The following is a 24,694-nucleotide window of genomic DNA, read 5'->3' on the forward strand; positions in this document are numbered from 1 at the left end:
TCGTGCGGGGTCAGCTGCGCTTCTCGGCGTTGCGCTTGCGTGTGGCCGCGGCCTTCTTCGCGGACGCGGAGCGTTCGGCGGCGGTGCGGTTCGCCGCTGCCGCGCCGCCGAGGCGGCCGCCCTTGCGCGACGGCCCGTGGTGCTCGGCCTTGCCGCGCCCCGAGCCGCTCTTCTTGCCGCCGCCGGTCTCGGCATTCACCGTGGCCCAGGCGCGGCGCTCGGCCTCGCCCTTGGCCACGCCGCGGTGCTCATAGCCTTCCTCGATGTGCTCGGCCTTGCGTTTCTGCTTGTCCGTGTAGGACGACTTGTCGCCTCTTGGCATGTCGTGCTCCTTCGATCAAAGGGATGAAAGAAGCCTTCATGCTGGCCGCCTGTGCGGGGCCGTGGGTCGGAGGAGACAGGCGCTGCGCGTCAGCGCAGTCTGTCGTGCGAGCGGGTTCGCAAGGTGATCGAGTAGCGCAGCGCCTCGGTCGGCGCAATGGCGTGCTGCCATGCCCAGCGCGCCGGCCCGCGCAGCAGGTACACGGAGCGCGGCTCGATGAGCAACTCGAGCGCGGCCGGCCCCGAGGCGGGCGCGCCGGGCACGTAGGGCCGGAACTGCATCACCGCATCGCCGTGCAGCGAGACGCCGACGATGTCCTCGAAATCGGGCACGTCGCGGTGCCAGCCCAGCGGCGTGCCGGGGCGGTACTCGGCGATCAGCAGGTGCGTGAGGTCTTCGGGCGCGACGCCGGCCCAGGCCCCTGCCTTGGCCCGCAGCGGGTGCAGCACCTCGGGCAGCGGCGCGCCGGGCTTGAGGCGGTTCGTGTCGAAGTCGTAGCTGCCGCCGAAGCTGGTGCCGCGCCGGCGCGCGGTGTATTCCTTGTAGCGCATCTCCTTGAGCGGCAGGCCCTGCACGATGCGCAGCAGATCGGCCTCTTCGTCGCGCGACAGGAACTCGCTTTCGTAGCGCAGGCCCTCGATGGCTGCGACGGGCGCCTCGCCGAACAGGTCGGGCTGGCCGGCGTGTTCAAGGCGTCGGGTGGCGCGCATCGTTTTCGGTTTCCCCGGCCAGTTGCACATGCCACCAGCTCGGCAGCAGCTCGCGGATCTCGGCGCGCGCAAAGCGGTCGTCGAGCAGGTGCAGCACGCCCGTGTCGGCCTCGGTGCGGATCACGCGGCCCGCGGCCTGCACCACCTTTTGCAGGCCCGGGTAGAGGTAGGTGTACTCGTAGCCCTTGCCGAAGCGCGACTGCATGCGTTCGCGCGTGATCTCGTTGAGTTCGTTGTACTGGGGCAGCCCCAGGCTCGCGACGAAAGCGCCGATGAGCCGGCTGCCCGGCAGGTCGATGCCCTCGCCGAACGCGCCGCCGAGCACGGCGAAACCGATGCCCTGTCCGCCCTCCTCGAAGCGCGCGACGAAGCCGTGGCGATCGGCCTCGCGCATGCCGCGCGTCTGCGCCCACACGGGCACGCCGGGGTGGCGCAGCGAGAACGCGGCGCAGGCCTTGTCGAGGTAGTCGAAGCTGCTGAAGAAGGCCAGGTAGTTGCCGGGCAGGCGCTCGAACTGCGCGCCGATGATGTCCGCCACATGGCGCAGCGAACCGGCGCGGTCGCGAAATCGCGTCGACACGCCGGTCGCCACCTCGACGCGCAGCTGCCGGCTGCTGAACGGCGACGCCACGTCGAGCAGCGCCGTGTCTTCGGGCAGGCCGAGCGCGTCGCGGTAGAACGCGAACGGCGACAGCGTGCCCGAGAAGCAGGTGACCGACACCGCGTCGGCAAAGCGGCCTTCGAGAAACGGCCCGGGCACGAGGTTGCGGATGGCCAGGCCGCGCTGTTCCTGCGTGCTGCCCAGGGTGCGCTCGAACACCGAGTGGTCGTCGAAGACCTCGGCCAGCCGCGCGAAGTGCAGCGCGTCGAAGAAGAAGCGCTGCAATGGCCCCTGCGCGGCCTCCGGCGTGGCGGCGAAGTGCTCGGCCATTGCGGTGTTGGCGGCCTGCAGCGTGCGCAAAAAACGCTCGGGGATCTCGTCGGCGGTGTCGTAGTCAGCCGTCTGCGCCTGCTGCAGCGTGTCCCATTCGCGGAACAGCCGTGCGAGCGGGCCGCGCACGGCGGCCGGCGCGGCGCGGTGCGCTTCTTCGAGGGCCGCGCCTTCGAGCTTCGCGGTGTACATGCCGCGCGCCCGCTCCAGCAGGTTGTGCGCCTCGTCGACCAGCACGGCGACGCGCCAGTTGGCGTCTTTCATGCTGGCGAACAGGAAGGCGCTGCTGTCGAAGTAGTAGTTGTAGTCGCCCACGATGACGTCGCTCCAGTGCGTCATTTCCTGCGCGAGGAAATAGGGGCACACCTCGTGTGCGAGCGCGACCTGGCGCAGGGCCTCGCGGTCGAGCCAGCCCGTCTGTGCGGCCTCGGCACGCGCGGCGGGCAGGCGGTCGTAGAAGCTGCGCGCCAGCGGGCAGGCCTCGCCGTGGCAGGCGCGGTCGGGGTATTCGCAGACCTTCTCGCGGGCCGCAAGCTCGAGCACGCGCGGGCGTGCGCCGCCCTGCCCCAGCACCCGCAGCGCATCGAGCGCCACGGGCCGGCCGGAGGTCTTGGCGGTGAGGAAGAACACCTTGTCGACCCGGTGCGCCGCGCGCGCCTTGAGCAGCGGGAACAGCGTGGCCAGCGTCTTGCCGATGCCCGTGGGCGCCTGTGCCAGCAGGCATCGCGCACTGACCGCCGCGCGGTAGACCGCCTCGGCCAGTTCGCGCTGGCCGGTGCGGAACGTGGCGTGGGGAAATTCGAGCCGCGCCAGTGCGGCGTCGAGCGCGCCGCGGTGATCAGCCTCGCGCTGCGCCCAGTCGCTGTAGCAGGCGCACAAGGTCTCGAAGTGCGTGCGCAAGGTGTCGCGCGTGTGCTGCTCCTCGAGCACGGTTTCATCGCCGCTGGCCAGGTCGAGGTAGACCAGTGCAACGGTCAGGCTGTCGTGCCCTTCCTGTTCGCAGAGCATCCAGCCGTAGCAGCGCGCCTGTGCCCAGTGCAAGGCGCGGTGGTTGGCGCGGATGGCGTCGAAGTCGCCGCGGAAGGTCTTGATTTCTTCCACCCGCGCCTGCGACGGGTCGTAGCCGTCGGCCCGGCCGCGCACGCGCAAGGGGCCGCAGGTGGTGTCGAGCGGCACCTCGCTGCGGTAGTCGCCACCGCGCCGGGCCTGCACGAGCGCGTGGCCGGCCATGCCTTCGAGCGCGCTGGGCGCGGGCACGAAGCGCAGGTCGAGATCGCCTGCCTTGGCGCCGAACGCGCACAAGGCCTTGACGGACACGACGTGCGCCGCCGAGACGGTGGCAGACGCGGCGGGAGACGGAGATTGGGGTTCGGAAGGCATGCTGCCGATACTGGATGAAACCACAGTATACCGAGCACCGAATGCGGCAATACGTCACACAAAGTGCTATCGGGGTGTTCTCCGACAGGTCAAATGCACTTTTTCGGCAAGACTTGACAAGTTTTGCTTACAAATGCGCCCATGAAAACTCCCTCCGCGATCGACCCCGTCGAATTCGACCGCCTGCTCAGCCGCAACCTCAAGCTGCCGCTGCTCGGGGGCCTGATCGGCGCCGTGGCATTCGTCGCGCTCATCCTGTATTTGCTGTCGAGCCTGAGCTGGGTCGAGCACACCGACCAGGTGACGCGCGCCGCCAGCGAACTGCAACGCCGCTCCATCGACATGGAGACCGGCATGCGCGGCTACCTGATCACCGGGGAGGAGAATTTTCTCGAGCCCTACCAGACCGCGCTGCCGCGCCTGAAGGCCGACACCGACGCGCTGCGCCGCCAAGTGTCGGACAACCGCCAGCAGGTGGAACGCGTCGACCGCATCGCGGGCCTGCAGGAGTCATGGCTGACGTTTGCGCGAGAAATGATCGAGGCGCGGCGCAATGGCGTCGACCTGCAGGCCACGGTGCGGCTGGGCCGCGGCAAGCGCCTGACCGACGAGCTGCGCGCCGAGTTCACGGCCTTCATGGACACCGAGCAGACGCTGCGCTTCCAGCGCAACACCGAGGCCAACCGCACCAGCTGGTGGGTCGTCGGCCTGTTCCTGCTGTTCACGCTGGTGTTCTCGGGACTGGTCGCGTTCTTCGGGCGCCGGCAGCTGATGCGGCTGTCCGACAGCTACGACGTGGTGCTGCGCGAGCAGGCGGCGCATGCCGAGCGCCTGGCGCAGGAGGCCTGGCTGCGCAGCGCGCAGACCGAGCTGGTCGGCGAATTGGTCGGCGAACTCAGTGCGCCCGACATGGGCCGCAAGATCCTCGCGTTTTTCTCGCGCCACCTCGGCAGCTCGGTCGGTGCGCTGTATGTGCGCGAACGCCACGGTCCGCTGCGCCGTGCCGCGAGCTACGGTTTTTCGAGCGAGGCCGAAGCCTCGCCGCAGGTGTTCTCGCCCACCGAAAGCCTGGTCGGCCAGGCGGCGGCCGAGCAGCGTCGCATGCTGATCGACCCGGTGCAGGCCGACTACCTGAAGGTCAATTCGGGTCTGGGCGAGATGGCACCCAAGGCCGTGCTGCTGCTGCCCGTGGCGGCCGACGGCGTCGCCAACGGCGTGATCGAACTCGGCCTGCCGGGCGCGCCCGACCCTCGCAGCGAGCAGCTGCTCGACCTGGTGGCCGACGACATCGGCACCTCGCTGGCGGCGGCGCGCTACCGCGAACAACTGCAGGACGTGCTGGCCGAAACGCAGCAGCTCAACGAAGAGCTGCAGGTGCAGCAGGAAGAGCTGCGCACGGCCAACGAAGAACTCGAAGAACAGTCGCGCGCCCTGCGGGCTTCGCAGGCCATGCTGGAGAACCAGCAGGCCGAACTGGAGCAGACCAACAGCCAGCTGTCGGAACGCACCGAAGCGCTCGACCAGCGCAACACCGCGCTGCGCCGCGTGCAGCGCGACCTCGAAGACCGCGCCGACGAGCTGCAGCGCGCCAGCCGCTACAAGTCGGAGTTCCTGGCGAACATGTCGCACGAACTGCGCACGCCGCTCAACAGCGCACTCATCCTGGCCAAGCTGCTGGGCGACAACCCGCAGGGGAACCTGTCGTCGGAACAGGTGAAGTTCGCCGAATCGATCTACGCCTCGGGCAACGACCTGCTGGTGCTGATCAACGACATCCTGGACATCGCCAAGGTCGAGGCCGGCAAGCTGGAGCTGGTGCCCGAAGAAGTGCCGCTCGACAAGCTCGCCCACAGCCTGGAGAACACCTTCCGCCCGCTCGCGACGGACAAAAACCTGGAGTTCCGGCTGGAGCTGCGGCCTGACGCGCCGGCCTTTCTGGTCACCGACCGGCAACGGGTCGAGCAGATTCTCAAGAACCTGCTGTCGAACGCGATCAAGTTCACCGAGCGCGGCGAGGTGGCGCTCACGGTGTCGGCCACGGCCGATGGCGGCGCGGCCTTTGCGGTGCACGACTCGGGCATCGGCATCGACCCGCAGCAGCACGAGCTGATCTTCGAAGCCTTCCGCCAGGCCGACGGCACCACGAGCCGGCGCTATGGCGGCACGGGGCTGGGCCTGTCGATCTCGCGCGACCTCACGCAGCTGCTCGGCGGCACGCTGACGGTCAAGAGCGAAGCCGGCCAGGGCAGCACCTTCACGCTGCAGCTGCCGGCGCGCGCGCCGCAGACCCCGCTCGCACCGGCCACGCCGCTGGGTTCGATGGGCACGCTGCGCGCCACGCCGACGCCTTCGCCGGCCCATGCGCCGGCCGTGCTGTCGCCGCCGCCGCTCGCGCCCCCTGCCCCGGCGCCGGCGGTGCCGGCCCCGCGCTTCGCGGACGACCGATCGATTCCGCGCGACCAGGTGCGCCGCGTGCTGGTGATCGAAGACGAGCCCCAGTTCGCCCACATCCTCTACGACCTGGCGCACGAGCTGGGTTATCGCTGCCTGGTGGCGCACGGCGCGGCCGATGGTTTCGAGCTGGCCACGCAGTTCGTGCCCGACGCGATCCTGCTGGACATGCGCCTGCCCGACAGCACCGGCCTGGACGTGCTGCAAAAGCTCAAGGACTCGCCGCACACGCGCCACATTCCGATCCACGTGGTTTCGGCCGCCGACAACGCGCAGGCCGCCGCGCTGCACATGGGCGCCATCGGCTTCGCGCTGAAACCGGCCACGCGCGAAGAGCTGACCAAGGTGTTCGCGCGGCTGGAAGAAAAGCTCACGCAGAAGGTCAAGGTCGTGCTGCTGGTGGAAGACGACGCACGGCAACGCGAGAGCGTGATCAAGCTCATCGGCGACGACGACATCGAGATCGTCGCGGTCGGCTCCGGCGAAGAGGCGCTCGAGCTGCTGCGCACGCGCGTGTTCGACTGCATGGTCACCGACCTGCGCCTGCCCGACATGCAGGGCAGCGAGCTGCTCAAGCAGATGGCGGCGGAAGAGATCGTGTCGTTCCCGCCCGTCATCGTCTACACCGGGCGCAACCTCACGCGCGACGAAGAGACGGAGCTGCAGCGCTACTCGCGCTCGATCATCATCAAGGGCGCGCGCTCGCCCGAGCGGCTGCTCGACGAGGTGACGCTGTTCCTGCACAAGGTGGAGGCGGAACTGTCGAGCGAGCGCCAGGGCATGCTGAAGACGGCGCGCGGGCGCGACCGCATCTTCGAGGGCCGCACCATCCTGCTGGTGGACGACGACGTGCGCAATATCTTCGCGCTGACCAGCGCGCTGGAGCAGCGCGGCGCCACGGTCGAGATCGGCCGCAACGGCCGCGAAGCGCTGGAGCGCCTGGACCAGGTGAGCGAGATCGACCTCGTGCTGATGGACGTCATGATGCCGGAGATGGACGGCCTGGAAGCCACGCGCCGCCTGCGCGCCGACCCGCGCTTCGCGAAGATGCCGGTGATTGCCATCACCGCCAAGGCCATGAAGGACGACCGCGACCAATGCCTGGCCGCAGGTGCCAGCGACTACCTGGCCAAGCCGGTGGATCTGGAGCGCCTGTTCTCCCTGCTGCGCGTGTGGATGCCGAAGATGGAGCGCCTGTGACCCGCAAGCCCCTCCCCGCTCCGGCGTCGGGCACGCCGCCCGCGCAAGCCCAGCCGCTGAGCGACACCGAGATCGAGCTGCGCCTGCTGATGGAGGCCATCTACCTGAAGTACAGCTACGACTTCCGCAACTACACCACGGCCTCGCAGAAGCGCCGCGTGCTGTACGCGCTGGAGCAGCTGGAGTTCCCGAGCATCTCGGTGCTGCAGGACCGCGTGCTGCGCGACGCGACCTTGTTCGGCCGGCTGCTGCAGTTCCTGACGATCCCGGTGAGCGAGATGTTCCGCGACCCGGCCTACTTTCTGGCGCTGCGCCGGCACGTGGTGCCGATCCTGCACACCTACCCGTCGGTGAAGGTGTGGGTGGCGGGCTGCAGCACCGGCGAAGAGGTGTTCTCGCTGGCCATCCTGCTGCGCGAGGAAGGCCTGCTCGAACGCACGCAGATCTACGCCACCGACATCAACCCGGCCTCGCTCGAAAAGGCGCGCCAGGGCATCTTTCCGCTCGAAGCGATCCGCGGCTACACGTCGAACTACCAGCGCGCGGGCGGGCTCAGTGCGTTCTCCGATTACTACACCGCCGCCTACGAGGCCGCGCGCTTCGACCCCTCGCTGTGCGCCGACGTGATCTTTGCCGACCACAGCCTGGCGACCGACAGCGTGTTCGCCGAGACGCAGCTGGTGTCGTGCCGCAACGTGCTGATCTACTTCAACCGCCAGCTGCAGGACCGTGCGCTCGGGCTGTTCCACGAGTCGCTGTCGCACCGCGGTTTTCTGGGGCTGGGCTCGAAGGAGAGCATCGACTTCTCGGGCTACGCCGACCGCTTCGACACGCACGCGCGCGCCGAGCGCATCTACCGCAAGGTCGCATGAAGCGCGACAGCACCCGGCACCGTTCGTTTCCGCTTCGCCGCGTCGAGGCCGTGGTGCTCGGCGCCTCGGCGGGCGGCATCGACGCGCTCAGTGCGGTGCTCGACGGCCTGCCCGCGGGCTGGCGCATTCCGATGGCGGTGGTGCTGCACCTGCCCGAATCGCACGACAGCCACCTCGCCGAGATCTTTGCGCAGCGCCTGCCCATTCCCGTGCACGAGGCACTCGACAAGATGCCGCTGACCGACGGCTGCCTGTACTTCGCGCCGCCGGGCTACCACCTGTCGATCGAGCGCGGGCGCCGCTTCTCGCTGAGCTGCGAGCCGCCCGTGCTGTATTCGCGCCCCTCCATCGACGTGCTCATGGCCTCGGCCGCCGACGCCTACGGGCCGTCGGTGGCGGGCTTTCTCATGACCGGCGCGAACGAAGACGGCGCCGAAGGCCTGTTGTGCATCCACCGCGCCGGCGGACTCACCGCCGTGCAAGACCCGAAAGAAGCCCTGGTTTCCACCATGCCCCTCGCCGCCATCGCGCGCCACACGCCCGACCACGTGCTTCCCCTGCGTGACCTGCGCACGCTGCTGCAGCAACTGGAGCCCGTCCATGCCCTTTGAGGTCGAAAGCAAGCTGCTGATCGTCGACGACCTGCCCGAGAACCTGCTGGCGCTCGAAGCGCTGATTCGCGCGCCGGGCCGGCTGGTGTACCGCGCCGGCTCGGCCGAGGCCGCGCTGACGCTGCTGCTGGAGCACGAATTCGCGCTCGCCATCGTCGATGTGCAGATGCCCGGCATGAACGGCTTCGAGCTGGCCGAGCTGATGCGCGGCACCGAGCGCACGCGGCACATTCCGATCATCTTCGTGAGCGCCGCCGGGCGCGAGATGAACTACGCCTTCCAGGGCTACGAAAGCGGCGCGGTCGACTTTTTGCACAAGCCGCTCGACCCGCACGCGGTGGTCAGCAAGGTGAGCGTGTTCGTCGACCTGCACCAGCACCGCAAGGCGCTGCGCCACGAAATGGAATCGCTGGCCGCCGCGCACCGCAAGCAGGAGGAGCTGGTGCAGCAGCTGCAGCACACGCAGCGCGAGCTGGAACGCGCGGTGCGCATGCGCGACGACTTCATGTCGATGGTGTCGCACGAACTGCGCACGCCGCTGAACACGCTGTACCTCGAAGCACAGTTGCGCCAGCTGCACCTGTCCAAGGGCAAGCTCGACAGTTTTTCGCCCGAGAAGCTGCCCACCATGATCGAACGCGACCAGCGGCAGATCCGCAACATGGTGCGCCTCATCGACGACATGCTCGACGTGACGCGGCTGCGGCGCGATGCGCTGTCGATCCAGACCAAGCCGGTCGATCTGGCAGAACTGGCGCGCGCCGTGGTCGACAACCTGCGCCACCAGGCCGAGGCCGCGGGCTGCACCATCGCGCTGGAAGCGCCCGACACGCTGCGCGGCGTGTGGGACGAATTCCGCATCGAACAGGTGCTGACCAACCTGCTGACCAACGCGTTGCGCTACGGCGGCGGCAAGCCGGTCGAGATGACGGTGCGGCGGGAAGGCGACAACGCCGTGGTGAGCGTGCGCGACCAGGGCATCGGCATTTCGCCCGAGGACCACCAGCGCATCTTCGAGCAGTTCGAGCGCACCGACGTCAGCCGCAAGCACGCGGCCGGCCTGGGCCTGGGGCTGTACATCACGCACAAGATCGTGACGCTGCATGCAGGGCGCATCGGGGTGGAGAGCACGCAGGGCCAGGGCGCGCGCTTTTTCGTCGAACTGCCGCTGCAGACGCCTGCTGCCACCCAGGACGGCGGGAAGTAACAAACGAAGCCCTTGTTACGGCTTCCCGTAGGCACTGCGCCGATACTGGGGATCGCAATCAATGGATGCCGAGAGAAAACAACTGTGAATGTGCTGATCGTCGACGACAACGAGGCTGCGGCCGACCTGCTGCGGGAGCTGCTGACACTGCAGGACCACACCGCCCGCTGTACCTACACGGCGCAACAGGCGCTCGATGCAGCGGCCGGCGAGCGCTTCGATGCGGCGCTGATCGACCTCACCCTGCCCGACTTTCCGGGCACCGAGGTGGCGCGACGCCTGCGTGCCACCGCAGCCGAAGGCACGCCGCGGCTGCTGGTGGCGATCTCTGGTTTTTCGGAACGGGACGCGGCGAATGCCGCGCCGGGCGAGGTGCTGTTCGACCACCACCTGCAAAAGCCGATCGACATCGACGCGCTCGAGCGCATCCTGGCGCCGGGCTGACCGGCGCCCTCGCCTTCAGCGCATCGCGCGGTAGCGATACAGGCGAAAACCTTCCTTCTGGATGAAGCCGCTGGGCTCCCAGCCGCGTGCGAGCGCGCGATCGGTGATCTGCGCCATCTGCAGGCCGATGCTGTCCTGGAGGTTGTCCCCCACGGCCAGCTCGAACTTGCGAAGCTCCCCGTCCAGGGCCTCCACCGCCGCCATGGCGGCCTCGACATCGGTGAAAGGCCGAACGCTGGTCTGCATTTTTTGTCGCTCCTTGGGCACTCTGCGCGCCTGTTGAACGATGAAAGGCAAGTGTCATGCCCCGGACTGAAACCCTCCTCCGGGCATGAATTGAATTCTTTGAACTTACAAATGTGACTGATTGTGACGTTTTCGTCAGGAGTCACGCCAAGAATTGGCATGCCCGAAAGCATGCGGCGACGGGATCAATCAATCGCGGTCGTCATCCTCGTCGTCGTCATCGTTCGGCGGACGGTAGGGATAGCCGGGGCCGTAGTACGGGCGTCCGGGCGGTGGCGCATAGATCGGAGCCGGCCGGTAGTACACGGGCGGCGGCGGCCGGTAGTAGGCCCGCGGCGGCGGTGGCTCGTAGTAGATCGGGGCCGGGTATGCATAAACGGGCGGCGGCACGTAGTACGGCGGCGCATAGACCGCGCCGGGCGTGCCGATCTGCACCGACCAGTTCGTGCGTGCGCTGGCAGTGCCCGTGACGAGCAGCGCGCCGGCCGCGATGGCGGCAACGGCGGCCCATCTGAAAACAGAAGAATCATTGGGGGAATGCATGGGGACTCCAGGCCCGGCGCGAACGGCGCCGGGGTGGTCATGCAACGTGGCTCGCCTCCGCATGGTGCACGCCGAAGGTCACCAGCTGGTTGCCAAACGTGAACAGAATTCTCAGTCGACGATCGCTCTGCGCGACAGCATGACGTCGTCGCCGGTCGTGTTGAAGGCGATGGTCGGCGCGCTGAAGTCGCTCAGCGGCGCGCCCAGGCCGATCTCGCCGCGGCCGTGCAGCACGCATTCGTCGCGCCGCAGCGCAATCTCGTGGCTCGAGCCGCCGTTGCCATGGAAGCGCACCCACGTGCCGTAGGTGCTGACGTCGATCAGCACGCAACTGCCCTGCCGCTCTTCGATGCGCGCATGCAGCCGCGACACGCGCGGATCGTTGACCACGAACTGCGCGTCGCCCACGCGGCCCAGGTGAATGGGCAGCTGGTCGATGCGGAACATGGAGCGCACATCGAGCCACGCGAGCTCGATGTGGCCGAAGGTGGAGTCGGGCAGCCGCGCCGGCAGCAGCGCGGCCGGCACCGTGAGGAAGCTCGTGAGGTCTTCCTGCCAGTCGATGCGGTGGACGATCGACATCTCGGTGCGCCCGCGAATGCTGATGGGCCCGAGGTCACGGTGCTGCACGGCGCCCTCGTGCAATTGGAAGATCACCGTCTCGGTGACCCAGATCTGGCCGGGGCCGGCCAGGTCGCTCAGGCGCGAGGCCAGGTTGACGGCATCGCCGAAGCAGTCGCCCTCGACCTCGACCACGTCGCCGCTGGCCACGCCGATCTGCAGCGCCATGCGCAGCGGCACGGGCCAGCCGGCCAGGCGCTTCTGGTGGTAGCGCTGCAACTCGATCACCGCGTGCGTGGCGGCGGCGCCGCCCGTGAAGATGGCGAACACACCGTCGCCCAGCGACTTCACGACCCGGCCGCCGTGGGCCTCGCACACACGCCCGATCCACTGGGTCAGCCGCGTCACGGTTTCGGTGGCACGTGCATTCCCCATGGCCTCGAAGACCCTGGTACTTCCGGTCAAGTCCGCGAAAACGACTGTGGAATTGACACCCATACTGTTTTTTCTTGGCAGCAAGCGCTGGTTATGTTGCTCTGGACCTTTCGCCGCTCCTGCGGGAAGTTTCCCCGACATGCGCCATCACATGCAAGGAACGATCCGCAGAAGCTTCTTGTTGACGCTGCACGACGCGGGCCCACCGCCGCATCGTGCCGATGAGCGCTAAAGTTTTTTAATACTTTTGAACTCAAAACTCAAATGACAACAAAAGAGACCGCTAAAGCTTGTTGTTTGCAAACAAGAAACGGTGTTTCACATCTTGTGTCTCGGCCAACTGAGGCTTAAGGTAGCGACCGTTCCAGTTCCGGGCAATACGCTTTTCGTGACATGCTGCTCTTTCGCCGCCTTTTTCAACTTCTGAACGTACCCGGCCTGGGATCGCGGCAGGCGGGAGAAAGTCAGCTCGGCCGCATCCGCACCGCGATGCTGTCGGTGCTCCAGGGCCGCGGCGGCCAATCGGTTCAGCGTGTCAGTCAACGCGTGCGCTTTGCGGTCGATGTGGAAACCCTCTGGTACCTGCGCCAGGACGTGATGGTCGCGCTGAGCGCCATCGACGGCGAATCGGCTGCGCGGCGCCAGATGAAAGAAATCAACAGCATGTTCAAGGGCGGCCTGCCCGGCTCGATGGGCCCGCGCGTCCATCAGCGTTTCACGAACCAGTAAGCGGCCTGAGCGAGCGAGCGGCATCGAGAGCCGCCCGCGTCGCGGCTCAATGATCGTGGTGATGGTCGTGACCGTGGTGATCGCCATGGTCATGGTGGCCATGCCGATGGCCCCACACCAGGAACACGTCGCGCCCTTCGGCGGCCAGCGCCACCTTCGCACCCACCGGCAGCAGCACCTTGGTCTGCACATGTCCGAACGGCAGGCCGGCAATCACCTGCACCTTCTTCAGGCTGGCGCGCAGCCGATCGATCACCGTGTTCATGCCGAAACCGCGGTCGTAGCCGGCGATGTTGCGCACGCCCGTGAACTGGCCGAACACGACGGCCTTCTGGCGCGCCAGCACGCCCGCGAGCTTGAGCTGGTCGAGCATGCGTTCGACACGGTACGGGTGTTCGTTGGTGTCCTCGATGAAGAGCACGCCCTTGTCGACCACCGGGAAGTACGGCGTGCCCAGCAGGCTGGTCAGCACGCAGAGGTTGCCGCCCCAAAGCACGGCGTCTTCGATCGGCTTGACCTTGAGCTCGGCATCGCGCACCGGCATGCGCCAGCCGGTGCCCTCGCCCTGCCCGCTCAACAGGTCGTCGAAGCAGGCTTCCATGATGTCGTCGGGGCCGCCTTCGGCGCCGAAGTCTTCGCCGACCGCCGGGCCGGACCAGGTGATGGCGCCGTTCTTGGCCAGCAGTGCGTTCTGCAGCGCCGTGAAGTCGCTGCAGCCGACGAACTCGGTGCCCTTGTCGATCGCCTTGGCCAGCGCCTTGTACGGGAGCGACTCGAGGATGCGCGTGAGGCCGTAGCCGCCGCGCGCGATGAGCGCCACGTCGGCGCCGCTCGCGGCTGCGCGCGAGATCGCGGCGAGCCGCGTGGCGTCGTCGCCCGCGAAACGCTGGTGCGCCGTGAGCGCGGCTTCGTCGATTTCAACCTCATGGCCGAGGGCCTTGAGCCGGGCCACGCCGCGCCGGAAGGCGGCTTTGTCGCGGATGGCACTGGAGGGGGAGTAGATGTAGATATGTTGCGAAGTCACGGCGTCGAGTATCCCATTGCGTCCCGGACCTGCCGGGCCAGGGTCGCGGCCTGCGCGGCGCTGGGCCCGCCCGATGCGGCACGCGGACCGAGCGCGCGCAGCGCGGCTTCGTAGCCGCGGTCGGGGAACGGCGCGCGCCAGGCGTCCTTGGCGCGCACGCCGCCGTCGGGGGCGACGAGCGTCGCGACGAAGCGGCCCGGTGCTGCCGCTTGCAGCAGCGTTGCCAGTTCGCCGCCCGCTTCGCTGTGGACCAGCACGAGCGGTTCGGGATGAATCTGATCGAGCCACGCCAGCACCACGTCGCGGTGCCATTCGAGCCGATGCGTTGCTTCGCGCTTGGGCTTGTCGCTCTTGCCGAAGCCGATCAGGTCGGGCACCAGCGTGCGCACGCCGGGCGTGCCGACGAGGTGGCGGAAGAAGTAGCCCCATTCGCCCGGGCCATGCAGGCACAGCGCATCAGCCACGCGGCCATCACTGCCCGGCGGACCGCTTTCGTCCACCCAATGCAGACGCCAGCCCTCCAGGATCGGCAGGTCCTGGACGTGATGCGGCGCGAAGTCGAAATCGATGAGCGCGGCAAAGTGCTCGATGGGCGTGCGCAAGGCATCGTCACGCAGCGGCTCGGCCTGTGCGCGCGCGGCGCTGCGGCGCTGCTGGAAGAAGCGCTGAAGCAACGCACTGCAGTCGTCGGCCAGCACGCCGCCCTGCACGCGCGTGTGGTGGTTCAGCTTGGGCTCGGCGAACAGGTCGAGCACCGAGCCCGCGGCGCCGGTCTTGGGATCGGCCGCGCCGAACACCACGCGCGACAGCCGCGAATGCAGCATCGCACCCGCGCACATCGCACAGGGCTCGAGCGTGACGAACAGCTCGCAGCCGTCGAGCCTGTAGTTGCCGAGCGCAGTGGCGCCGGCACGCAATGCGTTGATCTCGGCGTGCGCGCTCGGGTCGTGTTGCGCCACGGGGGTGTTCCGGCCGGTCGCGATGACCTGCCCGTCCTTCACCAGCACCGCGCCCACCGGCACCTCGCCCGCATCGGCTGCGCGCTGCGCTTCCTGCAGCGCGAGCGCCATCCAGTGCGCGTCCGATGGTGATGCGACCGGCTCAGTTGTCATCGGGCATCTTCCGGGCCTGGGCCGCGGCGTCGAGGGCGTCCTTGACCTGTTGCTGGACCTGCTGCGCCTGCGCGCGCGCATCGACCGCAGCCGGTTGCGTGGCGGTCGCCGCAGTGGGACGCGACAACTGCTGCTTCGCCAGCAGGCCGACGACGACCAGCGCCAGCACGAGGCCGATCAAGCCGAACATCCGCATCTCAGCGCGCTTCCGTTGCGGCGACCATGCCGAGCCGCTCCATCCACACGGCCAGCGCCTGCTCGTCCGGAGAACCGGCGCGGTAGACCTCGCCCATCGCCGCATGCGATTCGGGCCGGTGCTGGTTGAGCTTGATCTTGCATTGCAGCGCCGTCACGTGCAGCTCGAAGCCCATGATGCCGGCCAGCATCTTTCGCTGGAACTCCTCGCCGAGGTCTTTCCATTGCTGGGCGTAGGCCGGCTCGTGGTCGCCGATGAGCTTCTTGAGCAACACGTCCTTGGCCTCGGGCGTCTCGACGAGCCGGGCTTCGACGGTGCAATGGACCGCGAGGTAGTTCCAGGTCGGCACCCGCGCCAGGTCGGGATAGACCGAAGGCGAAAGATAAGCGTGGGGGCCCTGGAAGACCACGACTGCGCGCGGTCGCGCCTGCAGGTAGCGCCAGTGCGGATTGGGCTTGGCGCAATGCCCCAGCAACACAAGCGCATCGCCCTCGCGCGGCTCGGCCACGATGGGCAGATGGGTGACGAAGGGCAAGCCCTCGTCGTCGTTCGAGATCAGGTTGGCAAAGGGATGCGCGCGCATCAGGCCCAGCGCGACGGCCGGGTCCTTGGCGTTGAACTGCGGAGGCATGTACATGGGGCGGGTTCCTCGTGGGGAGGTCCGATTGTCCCCGAGTCGCCCCAGACTCCGATGCGACAGGCTACTTGGCGCGTGCCGCTTCCAGCTGCTTCACCATCTCCTTGTAGCCGCGCGCCTTCGCCAGTTGCAGCGGCGTGAGGCCCTGGCGGTCGGCCAGTTGCAGGTTGGCGCCGCCGGCGATCAATGCGGCCAGGGTGCGCTGGTGGCGTGCACCGCCGTCGCCGAGCACGATCGATTCGATCGTCGCCGTCCAGTGCAGGTTGTTCACGTGGTCCAGCGGCGCACCCGCTGCGACCAGCCGGCGCACGACCTCGTCGTGCCCCAGGTGCGCGGCGGCAATCAAGGCGGTGCCGTCGTAGCGGCTGGTGGTCTGTCCGGGCTTGGCGCCCAGTTGCAGCAACAGCGTGAGCGTGGTCACGTCGTCGGCCACGGACGCGATGGTCACGGCGTCGTAGCGATCGTCTTCGAACAGGTCGAGGTTCGCGCCCGCCTTGGCGAGCAGCTTCACGGCGTCGCGCTGGCGCGCATAGGTGGCGACCTGCAGCGGCGTGCGGCCGCGTGCGTCACGCACATCGAGGCTGGCGCCGGAGGCGATCAGGCTCTTGAGCTTCGGCAGATCGCCGTGCCAGGCCGCGCGATGCAGGCCTTCGTAGGCCAGCACTTCGGCAGCCAGCGGCGGCACCTGGGCCGCCGCACCGGGCGCGGCGCTCCAGCCGATTGCGGCGGCGAGCACCGCCGACCAGAGACCGCGCGCCGTCATCAGAGCTGGCCCTTGACCTTCTCGAGCGCGGCGTTGGCGCACTGCTCGTCGAGGTGGCCGCCCGGCGCACCGCCCACGCCCACGGCACCGATCACTTCGTTGCCCGACTTGATCGGCACGCCGCCGCCCAGCAGCAGGAAGCCCGGCAGGTAGACGAGGTTGGCGGCGCCGGGGTTCTTCTGGGCGCCTTCCATCATGGCTTGCGTGGGGCTCTTGGCCGAAGCCGAGGTCCAGGCCTTGCGTTCGCTCGATGCCAGCGTGTGCGGGCCGGCATTGTCGGCACGCTGAACGGCGCGCACGAGGCCGGCGCGGTCGACCACGGTCGCGGCGACGTTGTAGCCGTTGGCGGCGCAAGCGGCCACGGTTTCTGCGGCAATCTGGTTGGCCAGCGCAAGCGAGATGTTCTTCTCGGTGCGAACAGCGGGGGCCGGCGTCTGGGCCTGGGCGACGGAAGCAGCGAGCAGAACGGCGAGGCCGCCCACGCGGATGATCGATTGCATGTGTTTTTTCTCCAGTGATGAGAGGGTTCGTGCCGGCCTGTGCCGACCACGGTGTCACTGTAAAAAATACGGCCCGCCGCGGCCATTCGTACGGCTACGCCCGGCACTCCGTAGTTCTACGGAGCGCCCTCTTCCCCTGCACTCGACGCCAGCACGGCATAGCGCCGGATCAGCTGCGCGAGCGAATCGCAATCGAGCTTGGCGAACAGGTTCGCGCGGTGGGTCTCGACGGTGCGCGGCGACAGCGCCAGCACGCGCGCGATCTCCTTGTTGGTGAGCCCTTGCACGATGAAGGCCAGCACCTCGCGCTCGCGCTCCGACAGCTGCGCCACCCGCTCGCGCGCCGCGTTGTCGGCCTGCGAGCGCTCGCGCGTGCGCACATGCTGGCGCACGGCCTGCTGCAGGGCTTCGAGCAGCTGCTCGTCGTCCACCGGCTTCTCGAGGAACTCGGCCGCGCCGGCCTTGAAGGCGCGGCGGCACATCTCGACCGTGCCGTGGCCGGTCAGCATGATCACGGGTTGGTCAACGCCCTGCGCCACCAGCCGGTCGAGCACCGTGAGGCCGCTGATGCCGGGCATGCGCACGTCGAGCACGATGGCGCCGACGCTCGCGCGGTCGAAGCCGTCGATGAAGGCCTGCGGATCGGCCCAGCCCTGCACGCGCAGGCCGACCGTGCCGATCAGCAGCGAGAGGCTGTCGCGCACGGCCTGGTCGTCGTCGATCAGGTGGATCAGGGGCGATTGGGGCTGGTCGGCGGTGGCGGTCAACGTGTTCATGTGGAGGGTGCCACCAGCGGCAGCAGCAAAGTGAAGCGCGCGCCGCGCGGCGAGGCGTTGGCCGCGCTCAGGCTGCCGCCCATGCCGCTGGCCAGCGTTTCGCTCAGGCTCAGGCCGAGGCCCAGGCCGCCTTCGCGCGTGCTGAAGAAGGGTTCGAACAGGCGCGGCAGCGCCTCGGGCGCGATGCCGCGGCCGTTGTCGGTGACGGTCAGCACCCCCTCCTCGCCGTTGCGACCGACCGAGACCACGAGGCGCCGCTCGGCCGCAGGCACGAGGTCGAGCGCCTGCGTCGCGTTCATCAGCAGGTTGTGCACGATCTGCTCCAGCGCCACGGCCTCGGCCTGCACGCGCACGGGCGCCTGCGCGCTGGCGTCGAACTGGGCCGCGACGCCATGGCGTGCGAACTCGGGCGCCAGCAGGTGCATGGCGCTGCGCACCACCTCCTGCAGCACCAGCGGCTTCACGTCGCCACCGGCCTCGGGGCGTTCGATCACGCGGCGCAGGCGGCCGACCACGCCGGCCGCGCGGCGGGCCTGCTCGACGGCCTGCCCCATCGCGTCGCGCGCGGTGGGGAGGTCGGGCGGGTCGTCGTCGAGCAGGCGGCGCGCGGCCTGCGCGTTGGCCAGCACGGCCGTGAGTGGCTGGTTGAGTTCGTGCGCCAAGCCGGCCGACAGCTCGCCCAGCGCATTGAGCCGTGCGACCTGGCCCAGGCGCAGCAGCTCTTCGGCGCGGCGCCGAGCGATGCGCTGGCGCTGCGCGGCCCAGAGGCCGGCCAGCAACAGCGCCACCGCCACGGCCCAGCCGCCAATGGCGCGCCACGGCAGCTCGGCCCAGCCGACCTGGCGCTCGGCCACCAATTCGAAGGGCTGGCTCGGCGACGCGAGCGCCTTGCTCAGGCTGTAGCGCCAGCCATGTTCGGCCGATTGGCCGGGTTGCAGCACCAGTTGCTGGCCGTCGCGTTGCAGGATCAGGCGCACGGGGCTGCGCTGCGGGTTCATCGGCCAGTCGCGCCAGGGCACCGAGCCGACGAGGTCGATCTCGAGCGCGTAGCTGAGCGGCTCGGAGCCGATCACGAGCTGGTAGCGGCCATGCGGCAGGTCGAGCACGGCCAGGTCGGCGCGGCGCTCGGCGCGCGAGCGGGCCTCTGCGGCGGCCAGCGCGTCGGCGTGTTCGGCATCGGGCCAGGGCTCGTCGGCCGCGCGCCGCTGCACGCGCAGGATCGACGAGTACACCGACGGCAGGCGCCGCTCCGGGTAGTCGGCGCCGGCGTTGGGCTCGAGCAGCGCGAGCGTGGCCAGCACGGCGTCGTACTGCACCACTTGCTGGCTCATGAGCCTGTGCGCGATGCGCGCATCGGTCTCGAAATCCTGCTGGAGCTGCGTCAGCTCGGCGCGCGCGAACCACACGGCCCCGGCGGCCGTGAGCACCCCCCACGCCAGCCACCAACCACCCCGCGTACGCAACCACTGTGTCATGGCGCGGATTGTGCCCGGCGCCGACAGGCCTCCCCGCTTGGCCGAAAATGCCGACCCAAACATGGCTGACGTGCAGGACTCCCTCTTTTCCGATCTCCCCGAACTTCCGCGCCCGACCCAGGTGAACGAAGCGGCCGAGGCGCCGGCGCCTTCGCCGAAGAAATCGCGCGGCGCGACCGTGAAGCCCGTGGCACCCGACGCGTCACTGGTCGCCCTCGCCGCCGAGTTGCCGCCGCAACTGCGCCTGGGCACTTCGTCGTGGAGCTACCCCGGCTGGGCCGGCCTGGTCTGGGATGGCGACTACGCCGAAGCCGTGCTCTCGAAGAACGGCCTGTCGGCGCTCGCGCAGCACCCGCTGCTTCGCACCGTGAGCCTGGACCGCAACTTCTACCGCGCCCTCACCGCCAGCCAGTACGCGCGCTACGCGGCCATGGTGCCGGACGATTTCCGCTTCGTCGTGAAGGCCCCGAGCCTCGTCACGGACGCCACCGTGCGCGACGAAAGCGGCCGCGGCACGCAGGCCAACCCGGTGTTCCTGAGCCACGAGATCGCGCTGCAGGAGTTCGTGCAGCCGGCGCTCGACGGACTGGGCCATCGCATCGGCGCGCTGGTGTTCCAGCTGAGCCCGATTCCCGCGCACCTGCTGGCCGACCAGCCCGCGCTGATCGCCCGCATCGGCGCGGTGCTGGCGGCGATGCCCGACCTGAAGCCGACTGCGCCCGACGCCGTGCTCGCCGTCGAGGTGCGCGACCCGCAGCTGCTGTGCCCTGCCTTCGCCGACATGCTGCGCAGCGTGGGCGCGACCTTCTGCATGGGGCTGCACGCGAAGATGCCGCCCATCGAAGACCAGTTGCCGATGCTGCGCGCGCTGTGGCCCGGACCGCTCGTGTGCCGCTGGAACCTGCACCGCCGCCACGGCCGCTTCGGCTACGAAGACGCCGAGAAGCTCTACGGCCCTTTCGACAAGGTGCTCGACCCCGACCCCGAAACGCGCGCAGCCTTGGCCAAGGTGATCGCCGGCACCACGGGCGCCGGGCAGAACGCCTTCGTCACCGTGAGCAACAACGCCGAAGGCTGCGCGCCGCTGACCATCGCGTCGCTGGCGCAGGACATTGCCGACCGGCTTTGCCGATAGGACTCCCGCCATGCATTCGATTTCGTTCCGACCGCTACACGCCACCGATTTCGCGATGCTCCACGACTGGCTGTGCCGCCCGCACGTGGCCGAGTGGTGGACGCCCGTGCCCACGCTCGACGAGGTCGAGGCCGACTTCACGCCGATGCTGGCGCCCGACTCGCCCGAGCGCGGCTACATCGCGCTGCTTGATGGGCAGCCGCTGGGGTTCATCCAGTCTTACGTGGTGATGGGTTCGGGCGATGGTTGGTGGGAAGACGAACGCGACCCGGGCGCGCGCGGCATCGACCAGTTCCTCGCGCAGGCGGACCAATTGAATCGCGGCCTCGGCAGCGCGATGGTTCGAGCCTTCGCGGACCAGTTGTTCGCCGACCCGGCCGTGACGCGCATCCAGACCGATCCGTCACCACGCAACGCACGCGCGATCCGCAGCTACGCCAAGGCCGGCTTCCGCGCGTTGGGCGAAGTGGTCACGCCCGACGGACCCGCGCTGCTGATGGTGCGCGAGCGAGACGCTTAAATCGCAGGCGGTGCAGTGTCGAGGTCGCACCACATGTGGAGCTTCGACAAGAACGCACCATTCAGAAGGTTGGCCATCGGCTCGACGCCGAAGACCTCGAAACCGCAGCGCTCGTACAGCGCCTGCGCCGGGCGATTGCCTTCGGTCACGGTCAGCTGCACCACGCGCACGCCGTCGAGCGTGCGCGCATGCGCGAGCAAGGCGAGCACCAGTTGCCGTCCGGCGCCGACGCGCCGCGCCGTCGGTGCCACGGCCATGCCGAACAAGCTGGCCTTGTGGCGTGTGCGCTGCCGCGATTCGCGACCGAGGCCCGCCGCGCCGATGAGCGCGCCCTCGGCATCGAAGGCGCCGTACACCACCTCGGCCGCGTCGGCGTCCGTGCGCAGGCGCGTCTCCCACCAGGCCGGCGGCAGGCTGGCGCGCTCCTCGACCGTGGAAGTGAACGCCTCGGGGTGCCGCGCGTAGGCGTCGAGCATCAGCGCGCGGTAGGCCGGCGCGTCGGCGGGGACCAACCGGCGAACTGTGGGAACGACTTCAGAAACGGGCACAGACGGACTGCCTTTCCTGCAACACCGCCTCTTGCGCAAAGCGCTGGCGGTAGGTGTCGATCAACGTGGCGATGGCCGCGTCAGTCTTCGTGTCGCGCGGGTGCAGCAGCACGACCAGCTTCGAAGGTTCGCGCACCACCTGCCCCGACGCAGCCCGCCATTGACCGGCGGCGTCGATCACGGTGAAGCCTTGCGGAAACGCCGGGGTCACGCGGGTGTCGAGAAAGCCGGCCCAGTCGGTGTCGGACACCTGACCGCCCGTGGGGATGGCGCGGCCGAAATAGAGGGTGTCGCGCTCGAAGGCTTCGAAGCCCGTGGCGCAGTTGCCGGGCTGGCGCGTGGCGCAGCCTGCGAGCACCGCAGCGAACAACGCCCCCGCCACGCCTGCGCGAGACAGTCTGTGGCGGGCGATGTTCATGCCGGCACCTCGGTCTTTCAGGCCTCGGGCGCGATCATCTCGGCGTACTCGTACAGCGCGCCGAGGATTTCCTCCCCGCGCTCGTCGGCGTTCTCGGACAACGCATCGACCTCGCTGAACAGCGCCTCGATCGTGCGCGCCCCGCCCTCGCCCTTGAACAGGCGCGCCACGCGCAGCGCTTCCCAGCGCTCGGTTTCTTCCTCGTTCAATGATTCGGGCCAGTTGCGCGCCCGGTAGCGAAAGAGGATTTCGTCGAGCCGCCCGTCGTCGAAGGCCACGCGCTCCTTCGCGAGCCCTTCGGGCGACAGTCCGCGCAGCTGGTTCAGCCGCCGGCGGTCGCCGTTCCCGACGAAGCCGCCGTAGAGGTCTTCATCGACATCGGGCGTCGCCTCCTTCGGGCGCGAAAAAACCTGCGACCAGATGGCGCTCATGTCGGGCAGGTCGCGCGCGATGGCGGCGTGGCGCATGGCGGTGTCCATGTCGACGCCCCAGCGCTCGGCCATGGCCGGTGCCAGCGTGCGCAGGTTGCCGACCACCATCGGCGACTTGTTCAGGTGCACGCTCTTCATCGGCAGCCGCGTCAGGCCCTCGGGCAGGTCGGCGGTGCGCGTGAACAGGCGCAGGCGCAGCGTTTCGGCGTCGAGGTCGCGCAGCTCGCTCGGGTCTTGCGACAGGTCCCAGGCCAGCAGCTCGTTCTTGTTGGTCGGATGGCTGGCCAGCGGCCACATCACGGCCAGGCAGCCGCGCTCGACCGGGAACATGCCCGACACGTGGAGGAAAGGCTTGGCGGTTTCGCGCATGGCAGGGAGGCTGAGTTCGATCGCCACGCGGTCCTTCTTGTGCAGGCTGAAGGCGAAGTCGAACAGCTTGGGCTGCTTGTCGCGGATGAGCCGGGCCAGCGCGATGGTGGCGCGCACGTCGGACAGCGCATCGTGCGCCGACTCGTGCAACAGGCCGTTGGCGCGCGCCAGGTCTTCGAGCTTGAAGCTGGGCTTGCCGTCTTCTTTTTTCGGCCACTCGATGCCGTCGGGGCGCAGCGCGTAGGTGAGGCGTACCACGTCGAGCAGGTCCCAGCGCCCGCAGTCGTTCTGCCATTCGCGCGCGTACGGGTCGATGAGGTTACGCCAGAACAGGAAGCGCGTGACCTCGTCGTCGAAGCGGATCGTGTTGTAGCCCACGCCGACGGTGCCGGGCTGCGAGAAGGCTTGCTCGATCTGCGCGGCGAACTCGTGCTCGGGAATGCCGCGCTCCAGGCAGATCTGCGGCGTGATACCGGTGATCAGGCAGGCCTCGGGGCTGGGCAGGTAGTCCGGCGCGGGCTTGCAGTAGATCATCAACGGCTCACCGACCTCGTTGAGTTCGGCATCGGTGCGGATGGCGGCGAACTGCGAGGGACGGTCGCGGCGCGGCACGGCGCCAAAGGTTTCGTAGTCGTGCCAGAGAAAGGTGTGGTTCATTCAGAGCAAGGGAGAAAACAGTCGCGCGATGGCGTCGCCGAGGCGGCGCCAGAAACTCTGCGGCCGGTGGGCGCGCACGGCGCCGGAACTGTGCAGATCGGTTTCGAATTGCGCCGCCAGCGGCTGGGTCAGCGCGGGTCCGTAGACCACGGCACAGACCTCGAAGTTGAGCCGGAAGCTGCGGTTGTCGAAATTGGCGGTGCCGATCATCGCGCAATGGTCGTCGACCACCAGCGTCTTGGAGTGCAGCATGCGCGCCTTGTACTCCCAGACCTTGACGCCCGCCGTCATCAGCTCATCGAAGTACGAACGCGCCGCAGCGCTCACGATGGCCGAGTCGCTGCGGCGCGGCACGAGCAGTCGCACGTCGACGCCGCGCAACGCTGCGCTGGTCAGCGCCATCAGCGCGGGCTCGCCCGGCACGAAGTACGGCGTGGTGAGCCAGGCACGCTGCGTGGCCGAGTGGATCGCCTCGACGTGCATGCGGTGGATGGCCTCGAGCGCGTTGTCGGGCCCGCTCGTGACGATCTGCACCGGAATGTCGCCCGCATCCACGCGCGGCAGCAGCAGGTCCATGGTGTCGTCGAGGCGACGCACGTCATCGCCGGTGGCGTAGGTCCAGTCTTCGAGGAAGGTGGTCTGCAGCCAGCGCACCACGCTGCCTTCGACGCGCAGGTGCACGTCGTGGTAAGCGTCTTCCGGGTACGTGCGCTTGTCTTCCTCGTCGGTGATGTTCACGCCGCCGGTGAAGCCGACGCGGCCGTCGCACACCACGATCTTGCGGTGGGTGCGGTAGTTGGTCACGGGGCGCAGGCGCCGGCCGATCTTGGTGTCGTGGAACAGTGCCACCTGCACGCCCGCCGCCAGCATCGGCGCCATGAACTTGCGGCCGATGCGCTTGGAGCCGAGCGCGTCGATCAGAAGACGCACCGTCACGCCGGCCTGCGCGCGTTCGATCAGCAGATCGCGCAGCGCGGTGCCGATGCGGTCGGGCTCGAAGATGTAGTACTCGAGGTGGATGTGGTCACGCGCCGCGCGCACAGCCTCGAAGATGGCGTCGAAGGTGCGCGCGCCGCCCGACAGCAACTCGACGTTCGTGGCGCTCGACACCGGCAACCCGCAGGCGGCGGTGCCCAGCCGCGCCATCTGCTGCAGCGCCGGCGGCGCATGCTGCGACGCGTCCCGCAACCGCGCGAGGTCGGCCTGCGCATGCGCGCTCGCCCGGCTGCGCAACCGCTTGACCCGCTGCTTGCGCAGCCGCTGCGGTCCCAGGAAGTAATAGACGATGAAGCCCGCGAACGGCAGCAGCGCCAGCGACAGGATCCAGCTCATGGTGGACACCGGCGCGCGCTTCTGCATCACGATCCAGACCGACAGCACGGCGATGTAGCCGCTCCACGCCAAGGAGAGGCCGGTTTTCCATTCGTGGCTGAGTTCGGGAAGGATCAAGGCGAAAGCGGATGAAGGCGAAGTGTTTGGGGCCTGCCCAAA

The 24,694-nt window shown here is 68.8% G+C and carries 26 protein-coding genes; 7 read left to right on the plus strand and 19 right to left on the minus strand.

Annotated features, from left to right (window positions below; all coding sequences use genetic code 11):
- Window positions 1–10 precede the first annotated feature (10 nt).
- The 3 genes from GFK26_RS25150 to GFK26_RS25160 form a co-directional block, all read right to left on the minus strand.
- Window positions 11–322 (minus strand): plasmid stabilization protein, encoded by a 312-nt coding sequence (locus GFK26_RS25150; protein ID WP_153284370.1) that lies wholly within the window; start codon window positions 320–322, stop codon window positions 11–13.
- An 89-nt stretch (window positions 323–411) separates the two neighbouring features.
- Window positions 412–1,032: an alpha-ketoglutarate-dependent dioxygenase AlkB gene (locus GFK26_RS25155; RefSeq protein WP_153284371.1), complete on the minus strand. Its 621-nt coding sequence runs from the start codon at window positions 1,030–1,032 to the stop codon at window positions 412–414.
- Window positions 1,010–3,343 carry an ATP-dependent DNA helicase gene (locus tag GFK26_RS25160; protein WP_153284372.1) on the minus strand — a complete coding sequence of 778 codons (2,334 nt, stop codon included), beginning with the start codon at window positions 3,341–3,343 and terminating at the stop codon, window positions 1,010–1,012. The genes GFK26_RS25155 and GFK26_RS25160 overlap by 23 nt, the downstream gene beginning before the upstream one ends.
- Before the next feature lie 141 nt (window positions 3,344–3,484).
- On the opposite strand from GFK26_RS25160, the gene GFK26_RS25165 reads away from it, so the two are divergent.
- From GFK26_RS25165 to GFK26_RS25185, 5 genes are all read left to right on the plus strand, one after another.
- Complete coding sequence (locus tag GFK26_RS25165) at window positions 3,485–6,994, plus strand: response regulator (RefSeq protein WP_153284373.1); 3,510 nt, start codon at window positions 3,485–3,487, stop codon at window positions 6,992–6,994.
- An 89-nt stretch (window positions 6,995–7,083) separates the two neighbouring features.
- Entirely contained in the window at window positions 7,084–7,866 is a 783-nt protein-coding gene (locus tag GFK26_RS25170) for a CheR family methyltransferase (RefSeq protein ID WP_153286102.1), read from the plus strand.
- The gene (locus GFK26_RS25175) at window positions 7,863–8,477 is read left to right on the plus strand and encodes a chemotaxis protein CheB (RefSeq protein WP_153284374.1); all 615 of its coding nucleotides are present in this window, start codon (window positions 7,863–7,865) and stop codon (window positions 8,475–8,477) included. The genes GFK26_RS25170 and GFK26_RS25175 overlap by 4 nt, the downstream gene beginning before the upstream one ends.
- Window positions 8,467–9,684 carry a hybrid sensor histidine kinase/response regulator gene (locus GFK26_RS25180; protein ID WP_153284375.1) on the plus strand — a complete coding sequence of 406 codons (1,218 nt, stop codon included), beginning with the start codon at window positions 8,467–8,469 and terminating at the stop codon, window positions 9,682–9,684. Before GFK26_RS25175 ends, GFK26_RS25180 begins: the two co-directional genes overlap by 11 nt.
- 84 nt (window positions 9,685–9,768) lie before the next feature.
- Complete coding sequence (locus tag GFK26_RS25185; RefSeq protein ID WP_153284376.1) at window positions 9,769–10,128, plus strand: response regulator; 360 nt, start codon at window positions 9,769–9,771, stop codon at window positions 10,126–10,128.
- Window positions 10,129–10,143: 15 nt separating this feature from the next.
- Here GFK26_RS25185 and GFK26_RS25190 read toward each other — a convergent pair whose 3' ends face one another.
- From GFK26_RS25190 to GFK26_RS25245, 12 genes are all read right to left on the minus strand, one after another.
- The gene (locus GFK26_RS25190; RefSeq protein WP_228121778.1) at window positions 10,144–10,374 is read right to left on the minus strand and encodes a hypothetical protein; all 231 of its coding nucleotides are present in this window, start codon (window positions 10,372–10,374) and stop codon (window positions 10,144–10,146) included.
- Window positions 10,375–10,563: 189 nt separating this feature from the next.
- Complete coding sequence (locus GFK26_RS25195; protein ID WP_153284377.1) at window positions 10,564–10,917, minus strand: hypothetical protein; 354 nt, start codon at window positions 10,915–10,917, stop codon at window positions 10,564–10,566.
- A 111-nt stretch (window positions 10,918–11,028) separates the two neighbouring features.
- Window positions 11,029–11,976, minus strand: a complete 948-nt coding sequence (locus GFK26_RS25200; protein WP_153284378.1) for an adenylate/guanylate cyclase domain-containing protein — start codon at window positions 11,974–11,976, stop codon at window positions 11,029–11,031.
- Window positions 11,977–12,231: 255 nt separating this feature from the next.
- Window positions 12,232–12,744, minus strand: coding sequence for a hypothetical protein (locus GFK26_RS25205; protein ID WP_153284379.1), 513 nt, complete (start codon window positions 12,742–12,744; stop codon window positions 12,232–12,234).
- On the minus strand, window positions 12,689–13,666 hold the full coding sequence (locus tag GFK26_RS25210; RefSeq protein WP_153284380.1) for an LD-carboxypeptidase: 978 nt from the start codon (window positions 13,664–13,666) through the stop codon (window positions 12,689–12,691). The genes GFK26_RS25205 and GFK26_RS25210 overlap by 56 nt, the downstream gene beginning before the upstream one ends.
- Complete coding sequence (gene tadA / locus GFK26_RS25215; RefSeq protein WP_153284381.1) at window positions 13,663–14,778, minus strand: tRNA adenosine(34) deaminase TadA; 1,116 nt, start codon at window positions 14,776–14,778, stop codon at window positions 13,663–13,665. The genes GFK26_RS25210 and tadA overlap by 4 nt, the downstream gene beginning before the upstream one ends.
- Window positions 14,768–14,968 (minus strand): hypothetical protein, encoded by a 201-nt coding sequence (locus GFK26_RS25220; protein WP_373696558.1) that lies wholly within the window; start codon window positions 14,966–14,968, stop codon window positions 14,768–14,770. Before GFK26_RS25220 ends, tadA begins: the two co-directional genes overlap by 11 nt.
- A 7-nt stretch (window positions 14,969–14,975) precedes the next feature.
- Complete coding sequence (locus GFK26_RS25225; RefSeq protein WP_153284383.1) at window positions 14,976–15,611, minus strand: FMN-binding negative transcriptional regulator; 636 nt, start codon at window positions 15,609–15,611, stop codon at window positions 14,976–14,978.
- Between the two features lie 64 nt (window positions 15,612–15,675).
- Window positions 15,676–16,374: an ankyrin repeat domain-containing protein gene (locus tag GFK26_RS25230; RefSeq protein ID WP_153284384.1), complete on the minus strand. Its 699-nt coding sequence runs from the start codon at window positions 16,372–16,374 to the stop codon at window positions 15,676–15,678.
- Entirely contained in the window at window positions 16,374–16,874 is a 501-nt protein-coding gene (locus GFK26_RS25235) for a GlcG/HbpS family heme-binding protein (protein WP_099796854.1), read from the minus strand. Before GFK26_RS25235 ends, GFK26_RS25230 begins: the two co-directional genes overlap by 1 nt.
- Before the next feature lie 116 nt (window positions 16,875–16,990).
- On the minus strand, window positions 16,991–17,650 hold the full coding sequence (locus tag GFK26_RS25240; RefSeq protein WP_153284385.1) for a response regulator transcription factor: 660 nt from the start codon (window positions 17,648–17,650) through the stop codon (window positions 16,991–16,993).
- The gene (locus GFK26_RS25245) at window positions 17,647–19,125 is read right to left on the minus strand and encodes an ATP-binding protein (protein WP_153284386.1); all 1,479 of its coding nucleotides are present in this window, start codon (window positions 19,123–19,125) and stop codon (window positions 17,647–17,649) included. The genes GFK26_RS25240 and GFK26_RS25245 overlap by 4 nt, the downstream gene beginning before the upstream one ends.
- A gap of 61 nt (window positions 19,126–19,186) precedes the next feature.
- On the opposite strand from GFK26_RS25245, the gene GFK26_RS25250 reads away from it, so the two are divergent.
- Both GFK26_RS25250 and GFK26_RS25255 read left to right on the plus strand, forming a co-directional pair.
- Window positions 19,187–20,260 (plus strand): DUF72 domain-containing protein, encoded by a 1,074-nt coding sequence (locus tag GFK26_RS25250; protein WP_153284387.1) that lies wholly within the window; start codon window positions 19,187–19,189, stop codon window positions 20,258–20,260.
- A gap of 10 nt (window positions 20,261–20,270) precedes the next feature.
- Window positions 20,271–20,780 (plus strand): GNAT family N-acetyltransferase, encoded by a 510-nt coding sequence (locus GFK26_RS25255; protein ID WP_153284388.1) that lies wholly within the window; start codon window positions 20,271–20,273, stop codon window positions 20,778–20,780.
- On the opposite strand, the gene GFK26_RS25260 is transcribed toward GFK26_RS25255, so the two are convergent.
- From GFK26_RS25260 to cls, 4 genes are read right to left on the minus strand one after another with little or no spacing between them, the layout of a single operon-like run.
- Window positions 20,777–21,292 carry a GNAT family N-acetyltransferase gene (locus GFK26_RS25260; RefSeq protein ID WP_265590113.1) on the minus strand — a complete coding sequence of 172 codons (516 nt, stop codon included), beginning with the start codon at window positions 21,290–21,292 and terminating at the stop codon, window positions 20,777–20,779. The two genes, GFK26_RS25255 and GFK26_RS25260, sit on opposite strands and share 4 nt — an antisense overlap.
- A 22-nt stretch (window positions 21,293–21,314) precedes the next feature.
- Window positions 21,315–21,746, minus strand: a complete 432-nt coding sequence (locus GFK26_RS25265) for a DUF3574 domain-containing protein (protein WP_153284389.1) — start codon at window positions 21,744–21,746, stop codon at window positions 21,315–21,317.
- Window positions 21,747–21,763: 17 nt separating this feature from the next.
- The gene (gene sbcB / locus GFK26_RS25270; protein ID WP_153284390.1) at window positions 21,764–23,203 is read right to left on the minus strand and encodes an exodeoxyribonuclease I; all 1,440 of its coding nucleotides are present in this window, start codon (window positions 23,201–23,203) and stop codon (window positions 21,764–21,766) included.
- Window positions 23,204–24,652 carry a cardiolipin synthase gene (gene cls / locus GFK26_RS25275; RefSeq protein ID WP_153284391.1) on the minus strand — a complete coding sequence of 483 codons (1,449 nt, stop codon included), beginning with the start codon at window positions 24,650–24,652 and terminating at the stop codon, window positions 23,204–23,206.
- Window positions 24,653–24,694: the final 42 nt, after the last annotated feature.

The organism is Variovorax paradoxus (assembly GCF_009498455.1).
Taxonomy (GTDB): Bacteria; Pseudomonadota; Gammaproteobacteria; order Burkholderiales; family Burkholderiaceae_C; genus Variovorax; species Variovorax paradoxus_H.

Coding starts and splice junctions, on each gene's coding strand:
- GFK26_RS25240 (WP_153284385.1), bottom strand. CDS start 17,650: ATGAACACGTTGACCGCCACCGCCGACCAGCCCCAATCGCCCCTGATC.
- GFK26_RS25225 (WP_153284383.1), bottom strand. CDS start 15,611: ATGTACATGCCTCCGCAGTTCAACGCCAAGGACCCGGCCGTCGCGCTG.
- GFK26_RS25165 (WP_153284373.1), top strand. CDS start 3,485: ATGAAAACTCCCTCCGCGATCGACCCCGTCGAATTCGACCGCCTGCTC.
- GFK26_RS25170 (WP_153286102.1), top strand. CDS start 7,084: ATGGAGGCCATCTACCTGAAGTACAGCTACGACTTCCGCAACTACACC.
- GFK26_RS25160 (WP_153284372.1), bottom strand. CDS start 3,343: ATGCCTTCCGAACCCCAATCTCCGTCTCCCGCCGCGTCTGCCACCGTC.
- sbcB (WP_153284390.1), bottom strand. CDS start 23,203: ATGAACCACACCTTTCTCTGGCACGACTACGAAACCTTTGGCGCCGTG.
- GFK26_RS25220 (WP_373696558.1), bottom strand. CDS start 14,968: ATGTTCGGCTTGATCGGCCTCGTGCTGGCGCTGGTCGTCGTCGGCCTG.
- GFK26_RS25235 (WP_099796854.1), bottom strand. CDS start 16,874: ATGCAATCGATCATCCGCGTGGGCGGCCTCGCCGTTCTGCTCGCTGCT.
- GFK26_RS25200 (WP_153284378.1), bottom strand. CDS start 11,976: ATGGGTGTCAATTCCACAGTCGTTTTCGCGGACTTGACCGGAAGTACC.
- GFK26_RS25245 (WP_153284386.1), bottom strand. CDS start 19,125: ATGACACAGTGGTTGCGTACGCGGGGTGGTTGGTGGCTGGCGTGGGGG.
- tadA (WP_153284381.1), bottom strand. CDS start 14,778: ATGACAACTGAGCCGGTCGCATCACCATCGGACGCGCACTGGATGGCG.
- GFK26_RS25265 (WP_153284389.1), bottom strand. CDS start 21,746: ATGAACATCGCCCGCCACAGACTGTCTCGCGCAGGCGTGGCGGGGGCG.
- GFK26_RS25155 (WP_153284371.1), bottom strand. CDS start 1,032: ATGCGCGCCACCCGACGCCTTGAACACGCCGGCCAGCCCGACCTGTTC.
- GFK26_RS25250 (WP_153284387.1), top strand. CDS start 19,187: ATGGCTGACGTGCAGGACTCCCTCTTTTCCGATCTCCCCGAACTTCCG.
- GFK26_RS25255 (WP_153284388.1), top strand. CDS start 20,271: ATGCATTCGATTTCGTTCCGACCGCTACACGCCACCGATTTCGCGATG.
- GFK26_RS25180 (WP_153284375.1), top strand. CDS start 8,467: ATGCCCTTTGAGGTCGAAAGCAAGCTGCTGATCGTCGACGACCTGCCC.
- GFK26_RS25150 (WP_153284370.1), bottom strand. CDS start 322: ATGCCAAGAGGCGACAAGTCGTCCTACACGGACAAGCAGAAACGCAAG.
- GFK26_RS25195 (WP_153284377.1), bottom strand. CDS start 10,917: ATGCATTCCCCCAATGATTCTTCTGTTTTCAGATGGGCCGCCGTTGCC.
- GFK26_RS25190 (WP_228121778.1), bottom strand. CDS start 10,374: ATGCAGACCAGCGTTCGGCCTTTCACCGATGTCGAGGCCGCCATGGCG.
- GFK26_RS25205 (WP_153284379.1), bottom strand. CDS start 12,744: ATGGCCACCATGACCATGGCGATCACCACGGTCACGACCATCACCACG.
- GFK26_RS25175 (WP_153284374.1), top strand. CDS start 7,863: ATGAAGCGCGACAGCACCCGGCACCGTTCGTTTCCGCTTCGCCGCGTC.
- GFK26_RS25230 (WP_153284384.1), bottom strand. CDS start 16,374: ATGACGGCGCGCGGTCTCTGGTCGGCGGTGCTCGCCGCCGCAATCGGC.